We start from the raw sequence: 22,988 nt of genomic DNA, 5'->3' as shown, positions 1-22,988 counted from the left end.
GTATATGAAGGAAAATGCGCTCCTATACAGATCTACTCCATTTCGCACTTGGTTACAGGGGGGAGAAATCGGGCGGTATTCCCATCAAAAAGGAGGAAAAAAAACTTTACTCCCCTCCTTGTAAACGTTATACTTAAAGGAGATGCAATATATGAAATGGAGTTTCAACAGATGAAACAAGGAGGCGCATTTAATGCCAAGCAAGGATCATTTTTCGCTGGCCCGTACTCTGGAGTCGGGCGGCAAAACGTATCGCTACTACGACCTTAATTCCCTTCAACAACAAGGACTGGGCGACATTTCTTCCCTGCCTTTTTCCATCAAAGTATTGCTTGAGGCTGCAGTTCGACAATTCGACGGACGAGCAATCACGGAAGAGCATGTGAAGCAGCTGGCCGGCTGGGCTGGCGGTATTGACCGGAACAAAGAAATCCCTTTTATCCCTGCTCGGATCGTACTGCAGGACTTCACCGGTGTACCGGTAGTCGTAGACCTGGCAGCCATGCGGGATACTGTTAAAAAAGCCGGCGGCGATCCCAAGAAGATCAATCCGCTCGTACCGGTAGACCTGGTCATCGACCACTCTGTTATGGTTGATGCCTTCGGCACACCTGATGCCTTGGAATACAATATGAACGTTGAATTCCAGCGTAATGAAGAGCGCTACCGCTTCCTGCGCTGGGCGCAGACGGCATTCAATAACTTCCGCGCGGTTCCTCCTGCAACAGGGATTGTCCATCAGGTGAATCTGGAGTATCTGGCTTCTGTAGCCGCTACGAAGACCCAAGATGGCGAAACCGTAGTTTATCCGGATTCTCTTGTAGGAACGGACTCCCACACTACCATGATCAATGGTCTTGGTGTAGTGGGCTGGGGCGTTGGTGGTATTGAGGCTGAAGCTGGTATGCTCGGTCAACCGCTTTATTTCGTTACACCAGATGTTGTGGGCTTCAAGCTTACCGGTAGTCTCGTAGAAGGCGCTACTGCAACTGACCTGGCATTGACTGTAACCGAGATGCTCCGTAAAAAGGGCGTAGTCGGCAAATTCGTAGAATTCTACGGCCCTGGCCTGGCGAACATCAGTCTCGCAGACCGCGCTACGGTAGCCAACATGGCTCCAGAATACGGTGCAACGATCGGTTTCTTCCCTGTCGATGATGAGACACTGACTTACCTCCGCAGCACCGGTCGTCCTGATGATCTGGTGGCACTGGTGGAATCCTACTATAAAGCACAAGGCATGTTCCGCACCGCAGAAACACCAGACCCTCAGTTCAGCGATGTCATTGAACTAGATCTGGCTTCGGTTGTACCAAGCTTGGCCGGACCAAAACGTCCGCAAGACCGTGTGGAACTGACGAATATGAAAGAAAGCTTTGAGAGCATTATCCGCACCCCTGTAGACAAGGGTGGATATGGCCTCAGCGACGAAAAAATCAACCAGGTTGTGGACATACAGCATAAGAACGGCTCGACTAGCAAGCTGCGCACTGGTGCAGTTGTAATCGCAGCGATCACTAGCTGTACGAACACTTCCAACCCAAGCGTTATGTTAGGTGCGGGACTCTTGGCGAAGAAAGCCGTGGAACGCGGTCTGACCAAGCCGGGCTACGTTAAGAGCAGCTTGACCCCAGGCTCACTGGTAGTTACAGAGTACCTGCAAAAAGCAGATCTGCTGAAACCGCTGGAATCCCTTGGCTTCCACGTAGCTGGATATGGTTGTGCAACCTGTATCGGTAACTCCGGTCCACTGCCGGATGAAGTCAGCGAAGCAATTGCCGACAACGATATGACGGTAGCCGCTGTTATTTCGGGTAACCGGAACTTTGAAGGCCGTGTCCATGCTCAGGTTAAAGCTAACTATCTGGCTTCCCCTCCGCTGGTTGTTGCTTACGCGCTGGCAGGTACGGTGGACATTGATCTGCAAAATGAGCCGCTGGGATACGATCCACAAGGCGAGCCTGTCTTCCTGAAGGATATCTGGCCTACTTCCGCGGAAATCCGCGAAGCGATCGGCCTCTCCTTGAGCCCGGAAATGTTCCGTCGTAAATACGAAAATGTATTCACCGCGAACGAACGCTGGAATTCGATTCCAGTTCCAGAAGGCGAACTGTATGAGTGGGACGACAACTCCACCTACATTCAGAACCCTCCGTTCTTCGAGAATCTGGCCGATGGCCTTGGTGATATCGATAATATTAACAACGCACGCGTTCTGGCGCTGCTGGGCGACTCTGTTACAACAGACCATATCTCTCCAGCAGGTAACATCTCTACGAACGGTCCGGCAGGCGAGTACCTGCGCGATCACGGCGTAGAACGTGCAGACTTCAACTCCTACGGCTCACGCCGTGGTAACCATGAAGTGATGATGCGCGGAACGTTCGCCAACATTCGTATCCGCAACGCCGTTGCTCCTGGTACAGAAGGCGGGGTAACTACCTTCTTACCAAGCGAAGAGGTTATGTCTATCTATGACGCTTCCATGCTGTATCAGTCCGCTGGACAGAATCTCGTTGTCATTGCCGGAAAAGAGTACGGCACAGGCAGCTCCCGCGACTGGGCCGCCAAAGGCACCTTGCTGCTGGGCGTCAAAGCCGTCATCGCTGAGAGCTTTGAGCGGATTCACCGCAGCAACCTTGTCGGCATGGGCGTACTGCCATTGCAATTCCAGCAAGGTCAAAGCTGGAGCAGCCTGGGCTTGACCGGACGCGAGACCTTCAACATTACCGGCCTTGACAACAATGTACTACCAGGGCAAGAGTTGACCGTCACCGCTACCCGCGAAGACGGCACCCACTTTGAATTCCCTGTCAACGCACGTCTCGACAGTACCGTAGATATCGACTACTACCGCAATGGCGGCATTCTGCAAACTGTACTCCGCCAGATGCTGGCCGATGCAACTACAGACAGCGCCCTTCCGGTTGAATAACCTGAACGTTTAAACAGAGGATGTCCCTTGAGCCATAGGCGCTGGGGACATCCTTTTTTGTATGATTGGACGTGAAATGATTGGGGTTGGGGTTGGGGTTGGGGTTGGGGTTGGGGGATCGTGGCTCCGTTGTTCGTAGTTCATGGATCGTGGATCGTAGCTAGTGGATCGTCGTTCCGTGGATCGTCGTTCCGTGGATCGTCGTTCCGTGGATCGTCGTTCCGTGGATCGTCGTTCCGTGGATCGTCGTTAACAGAGAGCTCATATAGATCGTGGAACGCGGATCGTAGCCCGTGGATCATCGATCGTAGTTCGTGGATCGTTGATTGTAGCTTGCAGCTCAGCGTTTCGTGGCTCGTTGTTAACAGAGAGCTTATAAGTAGTATTGAAGTGTAATTAATGGCATTTTTGTACCTTAAATTCTCTGCAGCTAAGGGTTAGTGGAGATTAAGTGCAAAATTGTACCTTAAATCTTCCAGAATACCCCGTCCAGCGTGCTTTTTCGAAAATTAAGATACAATAACGCCCTTATTTCCCTCATTTGCCTATATTGAAGAAAAATAAGGTACAAAAATGCCCTTAGTTGGGGAGGTGACTCTTTTTTCTCAATGTTAAGACGACTGGTGAAGGGGAAATTGACTGCTTTTAGTGGTTGAAATCTATCGATAGTCTATGTTCGGGCGCTGGCTTTCCTATGACAGCTTTCAGGCGACCGCTTTCTCTCAATCCTGCAGTTCCTAACTTCCACATCCGCTCGTTCGCTCATCTTCGTTTTTGGTTAATTTCTTTTGTTCGGCTTGTATACTTTCTGTTTTCTGCTTTCTGGTTTCTGCTTTCCAAACCGAAGGTAGTCGCTCATAAGAGAGACAAAAAGGTTGTTCCAAAACACTTGGAACAACCTTTTCATGTGCTGCCGCAGATATCGAACGCGGCAGGGTGCAGTCTGAGCCAGCCGCGGTGCGCCTAGGCAGGCCAGACATCAGGCGCTGACCGCGATGCGCCTAGGCTGGCGCAGACACCAGGCGCTGACCGCGATACACCTAGCTGGCGCAGACAGCAGACGCTGGACGCGGTGCGCCTAGCTGGCGCAGACAGCAGACGCTGGACGCGATGCGCCTAGGCAGGCCAGACATTAGGCGCTGACCGCGCTTATGCGGGCAGCTAGAGCTTCTGCGCGGCTAGCGCCTCCCAGAGGCGCTGCCAGCTTGCAGGGCTTGATGCTGCCGCCACAGCTTATGGCAGCATCAAGCCCATCTCCGCCGCCGTCTCATGGAGGACGGCGGCATAATCCAGCAGCGTCTCCTCCGAGAGACGGCTGACTGGCCCGGACACGGACAGCGCGGCTACGACAGTGCCGCTGCGTCCCACCACTGGCACGGCTACCGCCGCCGCGCCAGGCTCGCGCTCCTCGAAGCTCGTCGCGTAGCCCAACTTCATAACCTCCTGGAGCTGATGCTTATAGGCATCACGCTCCACATAGTCGGGCCAGCCGGGGCCCTCCAGCAGCGACTGCAGCACCTCCGGCGGCGCATAGGCCGCCAGCACCTTGCTGGAAGCGCCGACTGACAGGGGCAGTCGAGCGCCAATCTGAGCCACCCGGCGGATGGCCTGCTGGCTCTGCACAGCCTGAATACGCACGCGCTCCAGACCGTCGCGCAAGTACAAGCTGACCGTCTCGCCCAGCCGGTCCCGCAGCCGCTCCATAGCCGGTAGCAGCAGAGCTGCCGACTCATCGTACGCTGGGAGATGAGTCGATAGCTCCCACACGCGAATGCCAAGACGGTATTTCTCCGTCGCCGCATTACGAGTCAGGAACCCTTTTTCCTCCAGTGTTGTCAGCAGTCGATGTACCGTACTTTTATGTAGACCAATCTGCCCTGCGATCTCTGTCAATCCCAGTTCGTTCTCCTTCGTAAAGCAGAGCAATATATCAAGCGCCCGTTCTACGGCACGCACCGTCAGTTTGCGGTCCTCCACCTTAATCTCCCCTTTTGTTTCATTAAATGAAACTCGGTTACATTATTAAATATATCAATTCTATCTTAGAGCAAAACCCTACGGAAATCCAGCACATTCAGCACACGGAAAAGGCTGGGTTCCACTTTACAGTTGCATTACAAAACCGTTGATTTCATTGACTTTGATAAATCATGATCATACGATATATATAAGTAGAAAGACGCTAATACGTAAGACTTTTCACACTTGTATCTGTCATAAAGATTAGGAGGGTGACCATCATGGATTTGACTACAGCCCGTACCGGCACGCCGGTCCCCCGCCAGCCTATAGAACGCAAACCTGATACGCCGCCAACATTGTCACTGGGTATGATTCGCCTTAAACATGTTATTGTAGCATTACTACTTTCGGTGTTCTTCTTTTTCGTGTTCTGCTTCATCTCGCTGCATGGCTATATTGCTTGGGTGTTGTCCAATCCTACAGTTGCCCCCCTCTATTCCAACCCTTTGATCGCCAAGGGTCTGAAATATGAGGATGTAACCTTCCCGGCACTGGATAATAGTCGCATCATGCAAGGCTGGTACATTCCCGCTGAAGGGTCTACTAAGACCATCGTGTTTAGCCATGGCTATGGCGCCAATCGCGAGGAATCCTGGGTGCCTATGTATGATCTTGCGCATTACGCCCATCGCCTGAACTTTAATGTTGTCATGTTCGATTATGGATTTGCTTCACAGGTCAACAAGGATATCGCTACTGGTGGTAAAAAAGAATCCCAACAGCTTCTAGGTGCCATTCAATTCGCCAAGGAGAAAGGCGCGCAGCAGATTGTCGTCTGGGGCTTCTCCATGGGAGCTGGAACAGCTCTCCAAGCAGGACTGGTTACGAAGGATGTCGATGCCATGATTCTCGATAGCACCTTCCTACTGGAGCCGGACACGCTGTATCATAATATCAAACAAAATATAAATCTGCCGCGCCATCCCTCTCTGGAAATTATGGAGCTGCTGTTCCCAGTGCTGAACGGAACTGGCCTGAATCAGATTCCCTACGCCAAAGTAAAATCAGAGGATTATCCGTTCCCGATCCTGTTCATGCACGGAACCAAGGATGACAAGGCGCCTTATCCGATTGCCGAGGAGCTTGCCGCGAACCAGAGTAACCCTTACTCTGAATCCTGGATTGTAGAGGGCAGCCACCATGAATTACTGTTCCGGGAGCATCCACGCGAATACTTACGTCGGGTATCTGCATTCCTGGGCAACGTACAGTTGGCGGAAGCAAAAGAGATTGAGCAATCCACCGTTGTAAAACCTTAGCTATTTTCATAGCTCAGATTATTGCCAGCGTTGGCTTGCATTTTATTCATAGCATTAATGTTTCATAGACTATCTTAGTCATGCTATAAACCTTCCGTTATCCACCCATAAATGTTACGTAAGCCTTCTTCCCGGATATGCAGAAATGCTGCCGGCAGGAGGCTTTTCTTTTGTGTGAGATTAGCCAGGGTTAGCCAGACGCATTACAGACTTACCATTTTGCAGAATACTCAAATTCTGAAACTCAACAAAGGTAGACCAATCTGAATCACCTCACTCTAACCATTCCCCAAAAAGAACCCCCTTCAAGATCTTCTCCTGGCTGTTCTCCGAAATCTCCTTCACACTCTTCTTCAAGTCATCTCCAAGCTCTTTCCAAACTCTTCACGCTCTTCTCCCGGTGCCTTCAAACTCTCCTTCACACTCTCCTTCAAGTCATCTCCAAGCTCTTCTTCAGACTCTTTTTCATATTATTTCCAAACTTTCCCTCTAGTTCTCCTCCTGATGCCTCCAAGCTCTCCCCATATTCTCTCATGTTCTCCGTTCTCCCATCATTCCACCTTAAATATTTGCCGCTCCGCCAAGCTCATAAGCTGTCTACTCTACTCATATAAATGTATCGGTGAAGTCATATCACGGGAGGTTTGAACAGGTAATGCTATATGTATACGGACCGATGCTGCCAGTACGCATTCTGGAAGAAATCGTATTTTGGAAGACTCAGGAGAAGGAGCATACCGAGGTTATCAAGGCCATCGTTCCCAATCTGGAACAACCCTATGTGAAACTGCTCGATGAATGGGCTGTTGTTTTCGGAGCTACCGAGGAAGCTGCCAGACATCTGTTGGAGTCTGCTCTTTCTACTCCGGCTCATGGGAATCAATGGGCTTTGATCAACGAGACTGAACAGCTACTACGTGTAGCCAGTGCACAATCTACCGAATTTATAAGACAGCTCTATGCCATTATGGAGGGCAGTGCTGCAGTCAAGGCCGTTCCACTGGCAACCGTCGTCCTGCTACATATCATCCGCGAATCGGAATACTTCCTAGCCGTCCTGCAGACTTTGAATGCGCCGGGGCAACTTGAGGGATTGATGCGCGAGTATGCGCTGAGCGGCTTGGCAGCTCCAGAAGAGCGGTTAGCAGAACAGGATTTTCTCGCGGAAAATAACTATTCAGCAGAGCAGAGCGAGTATGTGCTGAGCGGCTTAACAGATTCCGAGGAACGGCCAAGAGAGCAGGATTTTCTCGCGGAAAACAACTATTCAGCGGAACAGGCTGAGTATGTGCTGAGCGACTTAGCTGATTCGGAGCAACGGTCAGCAGAACAGGATTTTGCAGCAGAAAATGACTATGCAGTGGAGCAAGGTTATTTTGCAGGACAGGATAGTCCGTATTCGCTACAGGAGTCACGCGAACTATCTGCTGTTCCGATTGGTGGCCACCGTCTACCGCCTCTGCCTTATGCATACAACGCGCTAGAACCCTATATTGATGAGAAAACGATGCGGATTCACCACGACAAACACCATCAAAGCTACGTGGATGGCCTGAACACTGCCGAAACCAAACTAGCCCAAGCCCGTAAAAGCGGTAATTTCGACCTGGTGAAGCATTGGGAACGGGAGCTGGCCTTTAACGGGGCTGGACACTACCTGCACACCATCTTCTGGAACGTAATGTCTCCACAGGGCGGCGGGCGTCCAACCGGACCACTAATGGATGCCATTGAGCAAAGCTTCGGTAGCTACGACAGCTTCAAGCAGCAGTTCAGCCAAGCAGCTAATAAGGTAGAAGGTGGTGGCTGGGCCATCCTTGTGTGGAGTCCACGCAGCCATAGACTGGAGATTTTAACCGCCGAGAAGCACCAAAATCTGTCCCAATGGGATGTCATTCCGCTGCTTGTCTTGGATGTATGGGAGCATGCTTACTATCTGAAGCACCAAAACAAGCGTGACGACTATATCAAGGACTGGTGGAACGTGGTGAACTGGCCTTACGTATCCGAGCGCTTCGATGCCGCCAGCAAACTGGCTTGGCAGCCTTATTAAGGAGTAGGTTGGTTGTGTTCCAATCTGTTTTGGAGCGCGAGCTACTCATTTCCAATTCGAATCTGCTAGATTTCTGCACACGATGCCTCATTCTCTTCAGAACAAAAGCAAATAGGAGCATTTTTGCACCTTAATTCTGATCAAAATGCACTTTATCGGCAATTAGTGGCAAAATTGTACCTTAAATAAGCTAGATACACCTCCAGAAGAGATATATTGTAAAATTAAGGTACAAAAATGCACTTAATTACCACTAAATTGAATTTCCCCAAGAAATAAGATACAAATTTGCCCTTATTTCAAAATCTTTGCTCAAACCTCAACCTGTATCGATATTAGAGAGCGTTTTATATAATGCGTGCCTCTAGGCACTCCAGCGATCAAAAAAAGGACCTGCCCGCCATCGAAATGGCCGGTAGGTCCTTTTTTAATACTTAGCTGTATTATTCCTTGATCAGCGCCAGGAACTCAGCACGGGCCGCGGCATCCTCACGGAAGATTCCCCGTGTTGCCATCGTTACCGTCTTGCTTCCCGGCTTCTTCACGCCACGGGCACACATACACAGATGTTCCCCCTCCACCACGACCATCACGCCGTGGGGATTCAGCACCTCTGTCATAATGTCCGCGATCTGCGCCGTTATGCGTTCTTGCACCTGCAAGCGGCGACTGACGGCTTCGACGAGCCGGGCCAGCTTGCTAAGTCCTGCTATTCTCCCGCTCGGCACATATCCGATATGCACTTTGCCGAAGAAAGGGGCCATGTGATGCTCACACTGGCTGTAGTAGACGATATCTTTGACGATCACTAGCTCTTCATGTGACTCGTCAAAGCTAACGCCGAGCGCCTCACGGGGATCCACTGAGTATCCGCCGAAGATCTCCTCATACATCCGTGTAACGCGCGCCGGGGTTTCCAGCAAACCCTCACGGGCCGTATCTTCCCCGATTAATTCCAATATTTTCTCAACGTGATACTCTATTTGTTCACGGTGTTTCGATACATTGCTGTTTACGTAGTCCTTGATGCCCCCCATGCACAACCTCTCCCTTCCGCACCTGCGCGAAAATCTATCTATACCGGACTTCGGTTATCTGCCCTTGCGATTTCCGCCTTTACCAGGACCAGAACGTCCCGGCGGCTGCAGATTATTGCCCTTCATCATCTGCTGAGCTCGCTGCATTTGCTTGCTGTTCAGATTGTACCCCATTTGTTTCGCTACCTTTTGCAACATTTCCGGATCATTCTGCATCGTTGTCATTTGTCTGCGCAGATAGTATACACCGATGAAAAATCCACCGATCAGACCCACGACTAACGTAATAATTGGTAATGCTATAGTCATCCTAAGTCCACCTCTATTGCTTTTGTCTACGCCATTAGGCACGCGAGTATATCATAGCATTTCAACAAGTGGACAGCAATTGGAAAAATCGATATTTCCGTCTCATCATTCGCCCTGTCCCTGCCCGCCCCGCAGCTTCTCCTGGGCCCGGCCCAGCATCTCAAGCACCGTCTCATGCTGCTCAGTCTCCAGTGCCTGATCCACAGCCGCTAGCGCCTCTTCTCCACCGATACGTGACAGCGCCCAGGCAGCGGTTCCACGCATCTCCGGTCGCGGCTCCCTCAGCAGTATCTCACACAGCTTCGGAACAGCAGCGGTCTCTTTGAAGTTCCCTAGCGCGATGATCGCATTGCGCTGAATCGGCTTTTTACCTCGCCATGCTGCCGAACTGCTGCCGAATTTCTCCTTGAACTCTCTGTTGCTGAGATCCAGAATCGGCATAAGCAGCGGCTTAACGACCTCGGGATCGGGTTGCAGCTGCGGACGGTGGTTCCAGTTCTTGCCGCGGTTTTTCGGACAGACAATCTGGCATGTATCACAACCATACAGTCGGTTTCCGATCTTGGTCATATAGTCATCGCTCAGGAAGCCCTTGGTCTGTGTCAGATAAGAAATACAGGCCTGCGCGTTGAGTTGACCAGGACCAACAAGCGCTCCCGTAGGACAAGCATCAATACACTTGGTGCATTCTCCGCACCCTTCCTGAACCGGCTCGTCCGGAGGGAATGGGATGTTCGTGACCATCTCTCCAAGGAAAATCCATGACCCCCACTTGGGCGAGATAATTGAGCAGTTCTTCCCGCTGAAGCCAATTCCGGCGCGCTCCGCCACCGCACGATCCACCAGTACACCGGTATCGACCATGCTGTCCATTACGGCATCCGGTACCCGCGCGCGGATAAAGTCTTCGAGGTTCGCCAGCGCTTCACGCAGCACGTGGTGATAATCTTGTCCCCAAGAGGCGCGAGCTAGGATGCCCCGGCGAGCACCCGGCTCCGACTTTGGCGGATTCTCCATTTTGGAAGGATACGCAACTGAAATGGAAATAATGGATTCCGGCTTATCGCCGGATTGCAGTGCCGGAATCGTTCTTTTATCGAGATCAGGCTCTTCAAATCCAGACTCAAAGCCCTTCTCCCTGTGCCGCTGAAGTATATTTTTCAAGTAAAGAAAAGGCTCTGCGGTGGTGAACCCCACATCATCAATTCCAAGTGACGACGCAGCCTCCTTGATCTCTGCCTTAAGCTCTTCCCATTTGGAGGGCGGTGGGGCATAGGAGGTCTCGGGCATTCTGTGCATATCCGCATCCTCCTTTGATATTTTTTTAAAGGGAGCTGCTGTCCCCAATAATCGACAAAATTCTTGATACCAGGGTCCGGCAGCATTCGTGATTATTTGTGCCTTCAGACCATTATAACAATAGAAAAGCATATCTCCCAGTCCTTTGCAAAGGACCCTCGAAGATATGCTTCAGTATAATGAAACAACTATCGTTCTCTATTCTAGGTAAATGTTTCCGCTTACGCAGCAGCTGATATCAAGTCGGTTAACCAACAATGCTCAGCTTCCGTACGGATTTGAAGATTTGGTTCTCACCATAGCCCATAGCTTCATACAATGGCAACGCAAACGAATTATGCTCGTCCACAGCGACAAAAATACCGCTGACCTTGCGTGCCTGAAACCGGTGCTCCATAGCCGTTACCAAACTTCTGCCGACTCCTTTGCGGCGATAATCGGGATGTACAGCTATACGGAAATAACAGCCGTGATTCTTCTCGATCGTGCCAATAAGAGCGCCCACAATCTCTCCTTCGTCCTCAGCAACTACTATGAGATCGGAATCCCATGAAAGCTGTCTGGAGAAAGGCTCAATGGTGTTCTCGAAACACTCATCCGATAGCGCGGTCTGCAGCAGTTCAGTTACTGAGCTTACGTCGCTTAATTGAAAGGAACGAACGTGCATTCTTTAAAATCTCCCTTTTCTATGGCTTATGATTTTACAAAAAGAAGGAGTTCCCATAACAGTGTGGAGACGAAAAAAGCAACAAAAACCGAGGAATACCTGCTTTTAAATCTATTAAAGCACATAATTCTCGCTATATCACCAATTTTCTTTGGAAAGCGCTTTATATCAAGCGCTTACAAAGTATTAGTTTACATTACTTCTTTATTAAGGAAATATTCTAGGAATAAAAGGGGCTTCACTGCGGAATCCTATCTCTTTGACACAGCGTTTACAAATGAAAGTTGAGGTGTTCAAGGGTGATACTTAGTAAACATTTTTGTTTATTTAGTGTTGCATTATTGTTCCAGATGCTGTTTAATGATAGTAGTCAGACGGGTACATATCCCCATAGGTTATATTGGGATAACCTATTACAAACAACTAATATCAGGAGGGATTTTTCCATGGCATTTCAATTACCGGCACTTCCTTACGCGAACAACGCACTAGAACCACACATCGACGCTTTGACGATGGAAATTCACCACGACCGGCACCATAATACGTATGTGACGAACCTGAACGCTGCTTTGGAAAAAGCACCTGAACTGGAAGGCAAAAGCATCGAAGAGCTTCTGACCGACCTGAACGCTATTCCTGAAGGCATCCGTACTGCCGTTCGCAACAATGGCGGCGGACATGCTAACCATACTTTGTTCTGGGAAGTTATCGGACCAAACGGCGGTGGCGCACCAACTGGCGCACTAGCTTCCGCAATCGATAGCGAGCTTGGCGGTTTCGACAAGTTCAAAGAAGATTTCGCAGCAGCAGCAACTACCCGCTTCGGCAGCGGCTGGGCTTGGCTCGTTGTTAAAGACGGCAAGCTGGCAGTTACAAGCACGCCTAACCAAGACAACCCAATCAGCGAAGGTGCAACTCCAATCCTTGGTCTGGATGTATGGGAGCATGCTTACTACCTGAACTACCAAAACAAACGCCCAGATTACATCAAAGCGTTCTGGAACGTAGTAAACTGGGAAGAAGTTGGCAAACGCTACGAAAGCGCTAAGTAAGACGCTTTAACTCTGCTGCCTTTTGAACGGCAGCATCCGGTTTCTACTATAGAGACAGCAAAAAAAGGTATCTCCTTTGGCCTCAGGACCAGGGAGATACCTTCTTTGTGTTGATATTCGGTAATTAATACTGTGCTATCCGCAAACAAACTAATGGCAACAGTCTGCGGATGGCAGATCTGTTGCCATTATGGCTGAGTGAATAGGCGGCCAGGTTGAGACGGGTCAGACTGTTCGCAACTGAGCGCTAAACTTCTCTACCTGACTCGGGTAAGTCAGGATCGAGCATCTTTATGCCCTGCCTAACACTACTCTTGTCCTGTCTGCTCCTGCTCATCAAAATAGCTGTTCAGCAGCTTCAGGAACACGTTCGGAAAGGCATAGTTTGCCATGTCCGCACGGTTGATCCAGCGGACGGCCCCCCGGTCGGCGGGATCGCCACTGCCGTCGTCAAAGAGCTCTACAGGTGCGCTGCCATCCGACAGCAGCGCACCACCCGCAGCGGCTTCTGCAGCTGCGGCGCCGTACACCGCCCGGCCTTCTGCCGCCAGCGGTAAGGTCTCTTCTTCCCTGCAGCGGTACACCTGCAGGGTCCACACGATATGGCTGAACACATGTTCAGCAGCCATCCAGTGCCCTTCCGGCCGGGCAGAGATCCCGGCCGACTGCAGGGACCGGCGCAGCCGGTCCTGCGCCGCGGCCTCCGGCAGCGGCGTGCGGGGCGCGCCGCCCTCCACAGGCGGCGCCGGCCAGTGCGGCAGCTCCCACATGCGGGCGAGAAGCCCGCTGGATGGTCGCTGCCGGATCAGCACTCGGCCCGCGTGGGCACCGCGGCCCTCCACCAGAGCCGCCAGCCGCTCTTCCGGACGCGGCGGCTTGGCCTTGGTCTTCACGGGTAGCTCGGTCTCGCAGCCCGCAAGCCGCCCGGCGCAATGCTCCATCACCGGGCAGGTAAGGCAGCGCGGGGATTTCGGGGTGCAGACCAGTGCACCCAGCTCCATGAGTGCCTGGTTGAAGCTCGAGGCTTCTCCCTCCGGGATCAGCTCTCTGACCAGTCCCTCCATTTTTACCCGTGTAGGTCCTTTAGCAATATCGTCCCGAATCAGGAAATAGCGGGACAACACACGCATAACATTGCCGTCGACAGCCGGCTCCGGCCGGTTAAAGGCAATACTGAGAATAGCTCCTGCAGTATAGGGGCCCACACCCTTCAGTCCGAACACCGCGTCACGATCATTTGGCACCTGTCCACCGTATAGCTCCTTCACCTGCTTGGCAGCATGCTGAATGTTGCGGGCACGGGAATAATAACCGAGACCCTCCCAGCATTTCAATACATCCTCTTCGGGTGCATCAGCCAACGATTCCACCGTTGGAAACCGTTCGATAAAACGTTGGAAATAAGGAATTACTGTATCCACCCGCGTCTGCTGCAGCATGATTTCAGAAATCCAGATATAATACGGATTGCGATGGCGGCGCCACGGCAGATCCCGTTTCTCACGCTGATACCACTCCAGCAAATGGCGGCTGAAAAATATCTTGGCCTCCTGCTGTTGTTGCTCTTGCTGTATCATGTTCTATTCTCCTTATTCTTGTGTATTCATAGCTCTCTTATGGAGATTCCACTACCGCAAAAGCCGAGGCAAATTCCCGGGTATGGGTGATCGTCAAGTGTATGGTGTAGCCCGTGCCTTCCGGCAAGTCCAGTCTCGCCCAAGCCTCCGCACTCAGTGTGACCACCGGCTTGCCTAGTCCGTCCGGCAGGATCTCGATATCCTGAAAACCAACCTGACCACCGATTCCGCAGCCTAGAGCCTTCACAACAGCTTCCTTGGCCGCGAAGCGTCCGGCTGCAAACTCTCCAGCCTTGCCGCCCCGTCGCTCTGCCAGAACCTGCTCCTTCTCCGTCAAAATCCGCTGCAGCAACTTCGCACCTATCCCCTTTTGTATCATTGCCGTGATTCGCTCAATCTCCAGAAGATCATGTCCGATACCGTATATCAATATTTCACGCTCCTTGTAGACGTGTATCCCCGATTGCTTCATTTAATGGTATTATTAATGGTAAGAACTTCTTGTAGAACCGTTTGTTGAACAGTTTATTGAACATATACCGATATAATAGAAGTGACCATAAATTTACTAACCATACTAAACCCTTCTGTATCTTAAAAGAAAAATCGGTCGAAGTCCATTCTGCACCCGCCAATTGGCTACAACCGCTTTACGATAAACGCCATTTTGTATAGAAAAGAGGGATCGCCCTATGAACCGCAGCTTCGAAATTCCAGCTGGAAATGACGCCCTGCTTCGCTGCTCCCGTTTTCCTGCCCGTAGCACGCCCAAGAGCCTCATTGTCATTGTACACGGTTATAAAGGGTTCAAGGATTGGGGGATGTTTCCCTATCTCGCCAATGCACTCAGCCAAGAGCATGAAGTCGTTACCTTCAATTTCTCACACTCAGGAATCGGAGAGGATCTTCACAATTTTACCGAGCTCGATAAATTTGCGCGTAACACCTTCAGCCGCGAGCTCAAAGACATGGAGATCCTGCTCTCATATCTGAATCAGCATCCTGATTTGGGCAGCCTTCCAGTCTTCCTCCTGGGACACAGCCGGGGAGGAGCGGACGCTCTGCTCTACGCGTTGGATCATCCGGAAGGAATCACAGGGGTCATCTCGTGGAATGGTGTGACCCAGCCTGCAGATTTGTACTCGCCAGATCAGAAACAAGATATGCTACAGCATGGCCGGGCCTATATCCTAAACGGCCGCACAGGTCAGCAAATGCCGCTAGATGCAGTGCTTCTGGAAGATCTGGAGCAGCATAAAGCACGCTATCAAATCCTGGAGCGGATGAAGGAAACTGCTTTCCCAGCCGTCTTGATTCAGGGTACGCGTGATGGTGAACATTTACGGCACGGTTCTGCCCAGTTGAACGCGATCCGTCCCGATATCGACTGGGTACAAATTCCGGAAGGGAATCATACCTTCGGTACAGTACATCCTTTTACAGGACCCACCCCACAGCTAGAGCAGGCTATTGCTGCCTCTGAAGCTTTTATTGACCGTACACTTGCTTACCTGACTGGACAATAACTGTCGCTTCCCGCTGTTCTGCCGGTCGGTTCGCAGTTGCCCCTTGATGCTGTTCCTCCTGGCATGACCCTCATCAAAACGCCAAGAACCGCCGCGGACTCTGCGTTGTTTCACAGAGATCCTCGCGGCGGTTCTCGAGATCAGGTATGCTTTTGCTTGATTATATGCCTGGGATTACATTGCGCTTGTGCGCTGTTCTACGATAGTAGCTCTCCAGCTTCTCTGCGACTTCAGGACGAACCTGCTTACCTTCCAGATAATCGCTGTTGTCATCATAGCTAATGCCAAGCTCCGTCTCGTCCGTCTGTCCAGGCCAAAGTCCGGCCGTAGGTGCCTTGGTGATTATTTCTTCCGGCACACCGATATAGGTAGCCACTTGCCGCACCTGACGTTTGTTCAAGGTAGAGAGTGGTGTAATATCTACAGCCCCGTCACCCCATTTAGTATAGAACCCGGTAATCGCCTCGGAGGCATGATCCGTGCCAACGACAAGCAGATTTTTCTCAAAGGAAAGGGCGTATTGCATTACCATCCGTGTTCTGGCCTTCACATTGCCCTTACCCTGATGGGTCATATGACGGTGATCGCCAAGCGCCTTCATGCCATGCTCCACTTCAAGCGCAATTTCGTTCACGGCTTCCTCGATATTGGTCTCCACTGTATGCTTCAGATCAAAAGCCTTGGCAACAGCATAACTGTGATCAATATCCTCTTGTTCCCCATAAGGCTGGAATACACCAAGGGTCACATACTCTTTGCCTTCCTGCTCCGACAGCTCGTCCGTTGCCCGCTTGCACAGACCCGCGGCCACCGCACTGTCTATTCCGCCACTGATGGCGATTAGCAGCCCTTTGGCGCCCGCCTGTAGCACATATTTTTTTAGAAAATCTACTCTCTTCTGAACCTCTGCCTCTACATCAATTGTTGGTTTGACACCGAGGTCGGCAATAATCTCTTCCTGCAAACTCACAAACTACACCCCGCTTCATCAGTCTGAAATGGTTCCACCACCATCATACCACCATAATTATGGAACCTGAACACTTCCAAACCTATTTTGTCCCAAACATGGAGGGAACATCAGCCCGAAAGTATGTATTTCTATTTTGAAAAATCCCGCATGCAGCCGGAATGTCCGGCGCAGCGAGATTATATGGACGATATAAGCTGAACTTAAGAATGATAGCTTAGATTCTTAAGTTCACTTTAGAGCTATGATTTATTGGCAGAGACGATTGAATACTTCCTTCAGCTCATCAGCAATTTCAGTCGCAGAACGATCTTCGACCGAGTGACGCTCGATGAAGTGAACCAGTTCTCCATCCTTCATCAGTGCGATAGAAGGCGAGGACGGCGGATATGGAGCGAAATACTCACGAGCTTTAGCTGTGGCTTCCTTCTCCTGACCGGCGAATACTGTGAACAGGTGATCCGGCACAATCTCATTCTGCAAAGCTTGGGCTACGCCTGGACGGCATTGGCCAGCAGCGCATCCGCATACGGAATTGATAACTACGAGCGCTGTACCCTTAGCATTCGGAAGCGCCGCTTCCACTGCTTCAGGAGTCAACAACTCCTCGAATCCGATGCCTGTCAGATCGTCACGCATAGGCTGGATTGAATCTCTCATATATTGGCTAAAAGACATGGACATTTCTCAGCACTCTCCTTTGCACTTTAGCTGCTTGTCAGATGATATCACAACAGCACTTACTAACTTTATTATACATCCATACTCTGTGAAAGCAAGGGATGTGCAAGGTCCTTCGGCACTCTTCATCTTACGGAAGCTTCCTTGCTCTCTGTAATGACATACTCCGCTGCCTCTGCGCGCACGGCAGGAAAGGATACCGTGAACACTGTTCCCTTACCTTCCTCCGAATCGACGAGAATCATACCGTTATGCCGCTCGACAATGCTGAGGCACAGCGATAGCCCAAGGCCCGTCCCCTGACTTTTTGTCGTAAAAAAAGGAACAAACAACTGCTCACGCTGACTTTCCGAAATTCCGCTTCCTGTATCTCGTACGATAAGTTCGACATGATCCTGCACAGTCCGCGTTTCCAGTGTCAGTACCCCCTTAGGGCCCATGGCCTCCATTGCGTTGCGGCCGAGGTTGAGGATCAATTGCTTGATCTCCCGGACATTCAGATCCAGCAGGGGTAACGAGGGACTCAGCTTCAATTCAACACTTTGGCCACGCAGATTGGCGTCTGCCCAGAGCAAGGGACTTAGATCATCAATAATTTCATGCAGGAGGACATTCTCCTTGTGCGAAATACGACTCTGGGCAAGTGACAGAAAGTCATTGATGATACTGTTGGCACGATCCAACTCCTCCATCACGATCTGATAATAGGAATCCAGCTCCGATGTACTCTTCTCTCTCATTAGCTGGAGAAAACCACGCACCACCGCCATGGGGTTACGGATTTCATGAGTGATGCCCGCGGCCATTTGGCCTACCAGGGTCAGCCGCTCCACATTGTCCAGTTCACTCCGCATTTTCTCTTCCTCGGTCATATCCTGAACGATCAGCACCACTCCGCCGGAAAGCCCAGATAGCGGGGGAGCTAGAGGGGCTATAAATATGTGATAGACTCTTGCTTTATGAATGAGTCTCACGCTGGAACGCTCTTGGGTCCGGATGCTGTCACGCAAGCGTGCAAAAGCCTCTTCGTCTACATCCTCCCTGAACAATCGACAGGCAGTTTGCGACATAATACTGGCTTTAGTGATATCGGGATAATGGCTGCGGATCAGTTCCAGCATATAATCGTTGATTCCGGTGATCGTTCCATTCTCATCCAGAGACATAATGCTGAGTGGCATGATATTGGTAATCTGCTGGAGCTTCTCCGACTCCCATTGAAACTTTTCGGTGAAATCCTTCATACGTTCCTTGAGCTTAACTCTCCCCCACGTCACTTCTACAAAATAAACGAATACTGCCCCCAGAATGATGGCAATAAACACATACAGGGTAAGAATAAGCGCTTCCATAGTATCTCCGGAATTGCCAAAGTGCCGCTCATATTTGTCTTGTCCCCCCAGAATCGGCACGATTGCCACGAATAACATACTTGGGAGCAGCACCATCCAGAGCAGGCCGATTTTCTCCACGACCGTCCCCTTCTTGAAGAGATTGGACATACCAAACAGCAATGGGTATAGCAGAACAGATGAATTCAGCAGCAGCGGACTTAGGCTGTCCGGCTTGGAGAAGAGAATATTACAGAGCAGAAATAAGAGGGATAGACGGAGTCCTGAACGGAAGCTGCCGTATAATATGCCTATAAAGGCTGGTAAAATTCCAAGATTGAGATAGGTAACTCCGAATAAGGAAGTGGACAATAACGAGCAAAGCGTAACACTCAGCGCGCATGCTATCATTAAGAAAGACTGGTCATCCGGGAATTTGCCGCTCCTGCGAGTGAAATGGCTCTGATCCAGCCACCATTGAAAGAGAAATAGAAAGGAGCTCGCAGCCGATATTTGCAATAAAATATCCTTAACCGCACCAGTAATTGAAATCACTCCTCAAGTTGGACAAATAACCCTGCACCTTTAGATTAAAGCATAACCGCGCTTTTCTGACAATTGTAAATCGACAAATAATGTCAGGGCTGGTGACATCAAAGTCGAAAATGGTATGATGCCGATAGAAGAACGATAGACACAACCTCTGTTTTGACATGTAAAGGAGTAAATTCATGCGTAACTACGATGTAATTGTGATTGGTGGCGGCTCATCCGGGCTGATGGCCAGCGTGGCTGCAGCCGAGCACGGAGCGTCCGTTCTACTGGTCGACAAAGGCTCTAAGCTAGGTCGAAAGCTTGGTATTTCGGGCGGTGGACGCTGCAACGTGACCAATATTAAGGAGAATGCCGATCTGATTGCCCATATTCCGGGTAACGGACGTTTTTTGTACAGCGCCTTCGACCATTTTAACAACAGGGATATTATCGCTTTCTTTGAAGGCCTTGGCATTCCTTTAAAAGAAGAGGATAACGGGCGCATGTTCCCCGTTTCCGATAAAGCTTCAAGCGTTGTCTCGGCCCTAATCAGCAAGGTCAAGAGCCTCGGCGTACAGATTCTGACCGATAGTCCAGTTCGTGAGGTGTTGTACGAGAACGGAACGGTCAAAGGCGTCCGTCTGATGTCCGGCGCAGTGCACCATTCTTCGGCGGTGATCGTCGCTACAGGGGGCAAGTCAGTACCGCAGACCGGTTCCACGGGGGACGGATATCCCTGGGCCATAGCTGCCGGACACACCATTACGGAGCTATTCCCGACAGAGGTACCGATCCTCTCGCGCGAGGAATGGATCAAATCAGGAGACCTGCAAGGCCTGTCCCTGCGTGATGTAACGCTGACGGTCTGGAATCCTAAGGGGAAGAAGGTTATCGCCCATCGCGGGGATATGATCTTCACCCATTTTGGCCTGTCCGGACCGATTGCCCTGCGCTGTAGCCAGTTTCTACGCCAGGTGAAGAACAAATTCGGGGTGGATACGGTGGAAATGTCCGTCGACCTGTTCCCTGATCTTCACCCGCAAGAACTGGAAGCCCAGATTCAGAACAAGTTAGAACAGGAGCCGAAAAAAGCGATCCGCAATTCCCTCAAGGGACTGCTGCCTGAGCGCATGATCCCACTCCTCCTGTCCAAAGCAGGACTGGATGGGGATATTACCGGTCACAGCCTGCCCAAGAATGGCCTGCTAGCGTTGACCGGCCTCCTGAAACGGATGCCGATCATGGTCCATGGCACCCGTTCCATTGAGGAAGCCTTTGTGACTGGAGGCGGCGTCAATCTGAAGGAGATCGAGCCCAAAACGATGGAATCCCGCATCATGCCTGGCCTATTCTTCTGCGGCGAAGTGCTGGATATCCACGGTTATACAGGCGGCTATAACATTACTGCTGCGTTCTCGACGGGCTATACGGCCGGCAAGCATGCCGCTGAGGCCGGGAAGATCTAGCAGCTGGCCGACACAAGTAATGCCACAAGTGGCGCCTCAATGGTAATATTAATGGCCTGAACTATTAGTGGCCTAAATTATAAAGCTGCTACACAAAAACAGCGTGACGGAGCGATATCCGTTACGCTGTTTTTATTTCACAAGCACTTTGATCTCAGTTAAGTCCTAACTGCCCTTCCGGCTCACGAACTGAGTCGAAAGGTGTTAAATATGCGTGCAATTATGATACCCGCCAGACTGCCGACAGGAATGAATAGTAGCAGCCCCCACCAGGCATAGAGCTGCAGGCAGATCACACCCGCGCAGAAAACAGAAAACGGAATGAGCAGAATAGGCACTGCCTTGGTACCGGCCCCATTCTTCTGCTCCTTGGTAAAGGGCAATATCCCTACAAAATCATCACCCGAAAATAAGGACCAGAAGGAGTGCAGCCAATAGGCCATCAGCGAATTCAGCACGATAAATACCAGCCACTTCAGAACAGAGGGGACGATAAATATAGCTACTCCTGTTACCCCGGCGAACGACAGGTACAGCTTCATATGCGCCGGATTCCGTACCAGCGCTTTAATCGCAGCGGCTGCGAAGCGGCTCTCGACTTGCTTTGATCTCAGCAGCGGCTGGGATCTGCGGAAGATCCATGGCTTGTGCCGAGTCGGGCGCGGCTTATCCATCACACCGCGCAGCAGCAGGCTCGCTATATTCATACGCTGCTTGTAATCCTCGCGCACATCATTCATGAACGTGCCGCGCAGCAGGAAGCGCCGCTGAACGGCTGTAGTCGTGGCAGCCGCAAAAACTCCGGCAACCGTCAGCAGAGAGCCTGGAAGGTCGTGCCACAGGATAGACATCTGAAGGTAGAAACCGCAGGGAAGGACAATGGCCGGGATCTGCCACAGCCATTTCCGCCACCCTTGGTGATGTACCCTCACCAGATGCCCCAGCAGCTTGACGCACCAACTCGCGACGATCGTCAAGATCAGTAGTACAACAGCTGCTGACACAGGCAGATGATAACTGCGTATGATAAAGGGCAACATGACCAGATATACTGCACATATCTTCAGCGTGGTCACTCCTAGACTATACAACAGGCCGCGCAGCATAATAGCCTTGATCCAACGCTGCCGCTGACGGAGAAACAGCAGATCTCCCTCCTGCATAAACAGCAGTAAGCCTCCCCTACTTATCAGCAGCGCCAGCAACGCAGGGACGACCGGAAAAGGTATTGCTGTACTCCACGCGGGAAGAGGCTCGACCCAATATCCATAATAGATCCGTCCTCCCAGCAGGAGGCCGGGGATAATGAGATAGAGTAGAACCGTCCAATCTGCAGCGGTACGAATAATCCTCCATTGCTCGCGCCAATGCGAGAGCAGCCGTCTGCGGAAGAGCCGCCGTGCCGTCGGGAAAGCATAGGATGAACGACTTGGCCCGCTCATGCCAGTTCGTCGAAGCAATCAAACAACGACGCCTCCGGTAATCCGGCCTGCGCGCGGATATCCTCCAGTGTTCCTGTTGCTGCCATTTTACCGCCGGAGATCAGCACGAAATCATCGCAGATTTTCTCCGCAGTATCCAGGACATGCGTGGACATCAACACTCCCGCACCGCGTACCCGCTCCGCTTCCAGCAGCCGCAGAAAGTCTTTCGTGGCCCTTGGGTCCAGACCAATGAACGGCTCGTCCACAATGTAAATGTCTGGCTGCACCAGGAACCCGAGCATCAGCATCATTTTTTGCTTCATCCCTTTGGAGAATCCCGCCGGCAGGTCATTGCGCACATGCTCCATACTGAACTGCTTCAGCAGCCTTTCCGCCGTCTCCTGAAACTGACCGTAATCCAGTCCATAAGCAGCAGCAGCTAAATCCAGATGCTCCCACAGTGTCAGATCCTCATAGAAAACCGGCTGCTCCGGTACGTACGCATACGAATTATTCGCCCCGCCGATCGCAACCTTGGACTTGGCATGCTTCAACAGGCCCAGCAGTGTCTTGATGGTTGTACTTTTACCCGCCCCGTTCGGCCCAATCAACCCCAGCAGCTGCCCACGCCGGACCTGAAAGGAAATATCGAAGATCCGGGGATCGCCCGCCTCATAACCGGCTTCTTCAATCTCAACGTCCAATACAATTTCATCGCCTGTCTCTGTGATATCCTTCGTATCGCCTACCTGTGCAGCTCCGGTCTCTTCCATCCTGCCCATCTCCTAATTTGGGTTATTGAAATGCCTGATCCCTCTAATATGTAAACGCAGAATCTGCCTC

The 22,988-nt window shown here is 51.2% G+C and carries 18 protein-coding genes and 1 pseudogene; 7 read left to right on the top strand and 12 right to left on the bottom strand.

What is annotated here, in order from left to right:
* Positions 1-193 precede the first annotated feature (193 nt).
* Positions 194-2,935 (top strand): aconitate hydratase AcnA, encoded by a 2,742-nt coding sequence (acnA, locus tag AC3Y23_RS27195; protein ID WP_379205074.1) that lies wholly within the window; start codon positions 194-196, stop codon positions 2,933-2,935.
* A gap of 120 nt (positions 2,936-3,055) precedes the next feature.
* A complete protein-coding gene (locus AC3Y23_RS27190; protein WP_379205072.1) occupies positions 3,056-3,331 on the top strand; it encodes a pentapeptide repeat-containing protein in 276 nt (91 codons plus the stop codon).
* A gap of 837 nt (positions 3,332-4,168) precedes the next feature.
* On the opposite strand, the gene AC3Y23_RS27185 is transcribed toward AC3Y23_RS27190, so the two are convergent.
* On the bottom strand, positions 4,169-4,912 hold the full coding sequence (locus tag AC3Y23_RS27185; RefSeq protein ID WP_379205069.1) for an IclR family transcriptional regulator: 744 nt from the start codon (positions 4,910-4,912) through the stop codon (positions 4,169-4,171).
* Between the two features lie 263 nt (positions 4,913-5,175).
* Between AC3Y23_RS27185 and AC3Y23_RS27180 the strand changes: the two genes are divergently transcribed.
* A complete protein-coding gene (locus tag AC3Y23_RS27180) occupies positions 5,176-6,216 on the top strand; it encodes an alpha/beta hydrolase (RefSeq protein ID WP_379205067.1) in 1,041 nt (346 codons plus the stop codon).
* Positions 6,217-6,871: 655 nt separating this feature from the next.
* The gene (locus AC3Y23_RS27175) at positions 6,872-8,269 is read left to right on the top strand and encodes a Fe-Mn family superoxide dismutase (RefSeq protein ID WP_379205064.1); all 1,398 of its coding nucleotides are present in this window, start codon (positions 6,872-6,874) and stop codon (positions 8,267-8,269) included.
* 443 nt (positions 8,270-8,712) lie between these two features.
* Here AC3Y23_RS27175 and folE read toward each other — a convergent pair whose 3' ends face one another.
* The 4 genes and pseudogenes from folE to AC3Y23_RS27155 all read right to left on the bottom strand — a co-directional run bounded on the left by folE (position 8,713) and on the right by AC3Y23_RS27155 (position 11,581).
* On the bottom strand, positions 8,713-9,306 hold the full coding sequence (gene folE, locus AC3Y23_RS27170; RefSeq protein WP_379205059.1) for a GTP cyclohydrolase I FolE: 594 nt from the start codon (positions 9,304-9,306) through the stop codon (positions 8,713-8,715).
* Between the two features lie 54 nt (positions 9,307-9,360).
* Complete coding sequence (locus AC3Y23_RS27165) at positions 9,361-9,615, bottom strand: YneF family protein (RefSeq protein WP_379205057.1); 255 nt, start codon at positions 9,613-9,615, stop codon at positions 9,361-9,363.
* Positions 9,616-9,744: 129 nt separating this feature from the next.
* A pseudogene (gene queG, locus AC3Y23_RS27160) lies at positions 9,745-10,914 on the bottom strand (tRNA epoxyqueuosine(34) reductase QueG); the annotation flags it as partial.
* Between the two features lie 247 nt (positions 10,915-11,161).
* Positions 11,162-11,581: a GNAT family N-acetyltransferase gene (locus AC3Y23_RS27155; protein WP_379205054.1), complete on the bottom strand. Its 420-nt coding sequence runs from the start codon at positions 11,579-11,581 to the stop codon at positions 11,162-11,164.
* A gap of 446 nt (positions 11,582-12,027) precedes the next feature.
* On the opposite strand from AC3Y23_RS27155, the gene AC3Y23_RS27150 reads away from it, so the two are divergent.
* On the top strand, positions 12,028-12,636 hold the full coding sequence (locus tag AC3Y23_RS27150; protein ID WP_175372152.1) for a superoxide dismutase: 609 nt from the start codon (positions 12,028-12,030) through the stop codon (positions 12,634-12,636).
* Positions 12,637-12,944: 308 nt separating this feature from the next.
* Here the strand turns inward: AC3Y23_RS27150 and mutY are convergent, their stop codons facing one another.
* Together mutY and acpS are read right to left on the bottom strand one after the other, a co-directional pair.
* Positions 12,945-14,213, bottom strand: a complete 1,269-nt coding sequence (mutY, locus tag AC3Y23_RS27145) for an A/G-specific adenine glycosylase (protein WP_379205051.1) — start codon at positions 14,211-14,213, stop codon at positions 12,945-12,947.
* A 37-nt stretch (positions 14,214-14,250) separates the two neighbouring features.
* Positions 14,251-14,643, bottom strand: coding sequence for a holo-ACP synthase (gene acpS, locus AC3Y23_RS27140; protein WP_379205049.1), 393 nt, complete (start codon positions 14,641-14,643; stop codon positions 14,251-14,253).
* A gap of 262 nt (positions 14,644-14,905) precedes the next feature.
* Here acpS and AC3Y23_RS27135 point away from each other — a divergent pair, with 262 nt between their 5' ends.
* The gene (locus AC3Y23_RS27135; RefSeq protein WP_379205047.1) at positions 14,906-15,739 is read left to right on the top strand and encodes an alpha/beta hydrolase; all 834 of its coding nucleotides are present in this window, start codon (positions 14,906-14,908) and stop codon (positions 15,737-15,739) included.
* Between the two features lie 160 nt (positions 15,740-15,899).
* On the opposite strand, the gene nadE is transcribed toward AC3Y23_RS27135, so the two are convergent.
* From nadE to AC3Y23_RS27120, 3 genes are all read right to left on the bottom strand, one after another.
* Positions 15,900-16,709, bottom strand: a complete 810-nt coding sequence (nadE, locus tag AC3Y23_RS27130; protein WP_379205045.1) for an NAD(+) synthase — start codon at positions 16,707-16,709, stop codon at positions 15,900-15,902.
* Between the two features lie 249 nt (positions 16,710-16,958).
* Complete coding sequence (locus AC3Y23_RS27125; RefSeq protein WP_379205042.1) at positions 16,959-17,393, bottom strand: BrxA/BrxB family bacilliredoxin; 435 nt, start codon at positions 17,391-17,393, stop codon at positions 16,959-16,961.
* A gap of 122 nt (positions 17,394-17,515) precedes the next feature.
* On the bottom strand, positions 17,516-19,276 hold the full coding sequence (locus AC3Y23_RS27120) for a two-component system sensor histidine kinase NtrB (RefSeq protein WP_379205040.1): 1,761 nt from the start codon (positions 19,274-19,276) through the stop codon (positions 17,516-17,518).
* Between the two features lie 176 nt (positions 19,277-19,452).
* Here AC3Y23_RS27120 and AC3Y23_RS27115 point away from each other — a divergent pair, with 176 nt between their 5' ends.
* The gene (locus AC3Y23_RS27115; protein ID WP_379205038.1) at positions 19,453-20,721 is read left to right on the top strand and encodes a BaiN/RdsA family NAD(P)/FAD-dependent oxidoreductase; all 1,269 of its coding nucleotides are present in this window, start codon (positions 19,453-19,455) and stop codon (positions 20,719-20,721) included.
* Positions 20,722-20,903: 182 nt separating this feature from the next.
* Here the strand turns inward: AC3Y23_RS27115 and AC3Y23_RS27110 are convergent, their stop codons facing one another.
* Both AC3Y23_RS27110 and AC3Y23_RS27105 read right to left on the bottom strand, forming a co-directional pair.
* Entirely contained in the window at positions 20,904-22,163 is a 1,260-nt protein-coding gene (locus tag AC3Y23_RS27110; protein ID WP_379205036.1) for an ABC transporter permease, read from the bottom strand.
* A complete protein-coding gene (locus AC3Y23_RS27105) occupies positions 22,160-22,918 on the bottom strand; it encodes an ABC transporter ATP-binding protein (protein WP_379205034.1) in 759 nt (252 codons plus the stop codon). Before AC3Y23_RS27105 ends, AC3Y23_RS27110 begins: the two co-directional genes overlap by 4 nt.
* Positions 22,919-22,988 lie beyond the last annotated feature (70 nt).

The organism is Paenibacillus sp. MAHUQ-45 (genome assembly GCF_058133325.1).
Note: the sequence above shows the minus strand (reverse complement) of the source record. Positions and strands in the feature narration are given on the sequence as shown.

Bases quoted from the DNA above. Each gene is read 5' to 3' on its own strand.
- acnA (WP_379205074.1), top strand. From the start codon at position 194: ATGCCAAGCAAGGATCATTTTTCGCTGGCCCGTACTCTGGAGTCGGGC.
- AC3Y23_RS27155 (WP_379205054.1), bottom strand. From the start codon at position 11,581: ATGCACGTTCGTTCCTTTCAATTAAGCGACGTAAGCTCAGTAACTGAA.
- AC3Y23_RS27165 (WP_379205057.1), bottom strand. From the start codon at position 9,615: ATGACTATAGCATTACCAATTATTACGTTAGTCGTGGGTCTGATCGGT.
- mutY (WP_379205051.1), bottom strand. From the start codon at position 14,213: ATGATACAGCAAGAGCAACAACAGCAGGAGGCCAAGATATTTTTCAGC.
- AC3Y23_RS27105 (WP_379205034.1), bottom strand. From the start codon at position 22,918: ATGGAAGAGACCGGAGCTGCACAGGTAGGCGATACGAAGGATATCACA.
- AC3Y23_RS27125 (WP_379205042.1), bottom strand. From the start codon at position 17,393: ATGTCCATGTCTTTTAGCCAATATATGAGAGATTCAATCCAGCCTATG.
- AC3Y23_RS27115 (WP_379205038.1), top strand. From the start codon at position 19,453: ATGCGTAACTACGATGTAATTGTGATTGGTGGCGGCTCATCCGGGCTG.
- AC3Y23_RS27150 (WP_175372152.1), top strand. From the start codon at position 12,028: ATGGCATTTCAATTACCGGCACTTCCTTACGCGAACAACGCACTAGAA.
- folE (WP_379205059.1), bottom strand. From the start codon at position 9,306: ATGGGGGGCATCAAGGACTACGTAAACAGCAATGTATCGAAACACCGT.
- AC3Y23_RS27175 (WP_379205064.1), top strand. From the start codon at position 6,872: ATGCTATATGTATACGGACCGATGCTGCCAGTACGCATTCTGGAAGAA.
- AC3Y23_RS27135 (WP_379205047.1), top strand. From the start codon at position 14,906: ATGAACCGCAGCTTCGAAATTCCAGCTGGAAATGACGCCCTGCTTCGC.
- AC3Y23_RS27180 (WP_379205067.1), top strand. From the start codon at position 5,176: ATGGATTTGACTACAGCCCGTACCGGCACGCCGGTCCCCCGCCAGCCT.
- AC3Y23_RS27110 (WP_379205036.1), bottom strand. From the start codon at position 22,163: ATGAGCGGGCCAAGTCGTTCATCCTATGCTTTCCCGACGGCACGGCGG.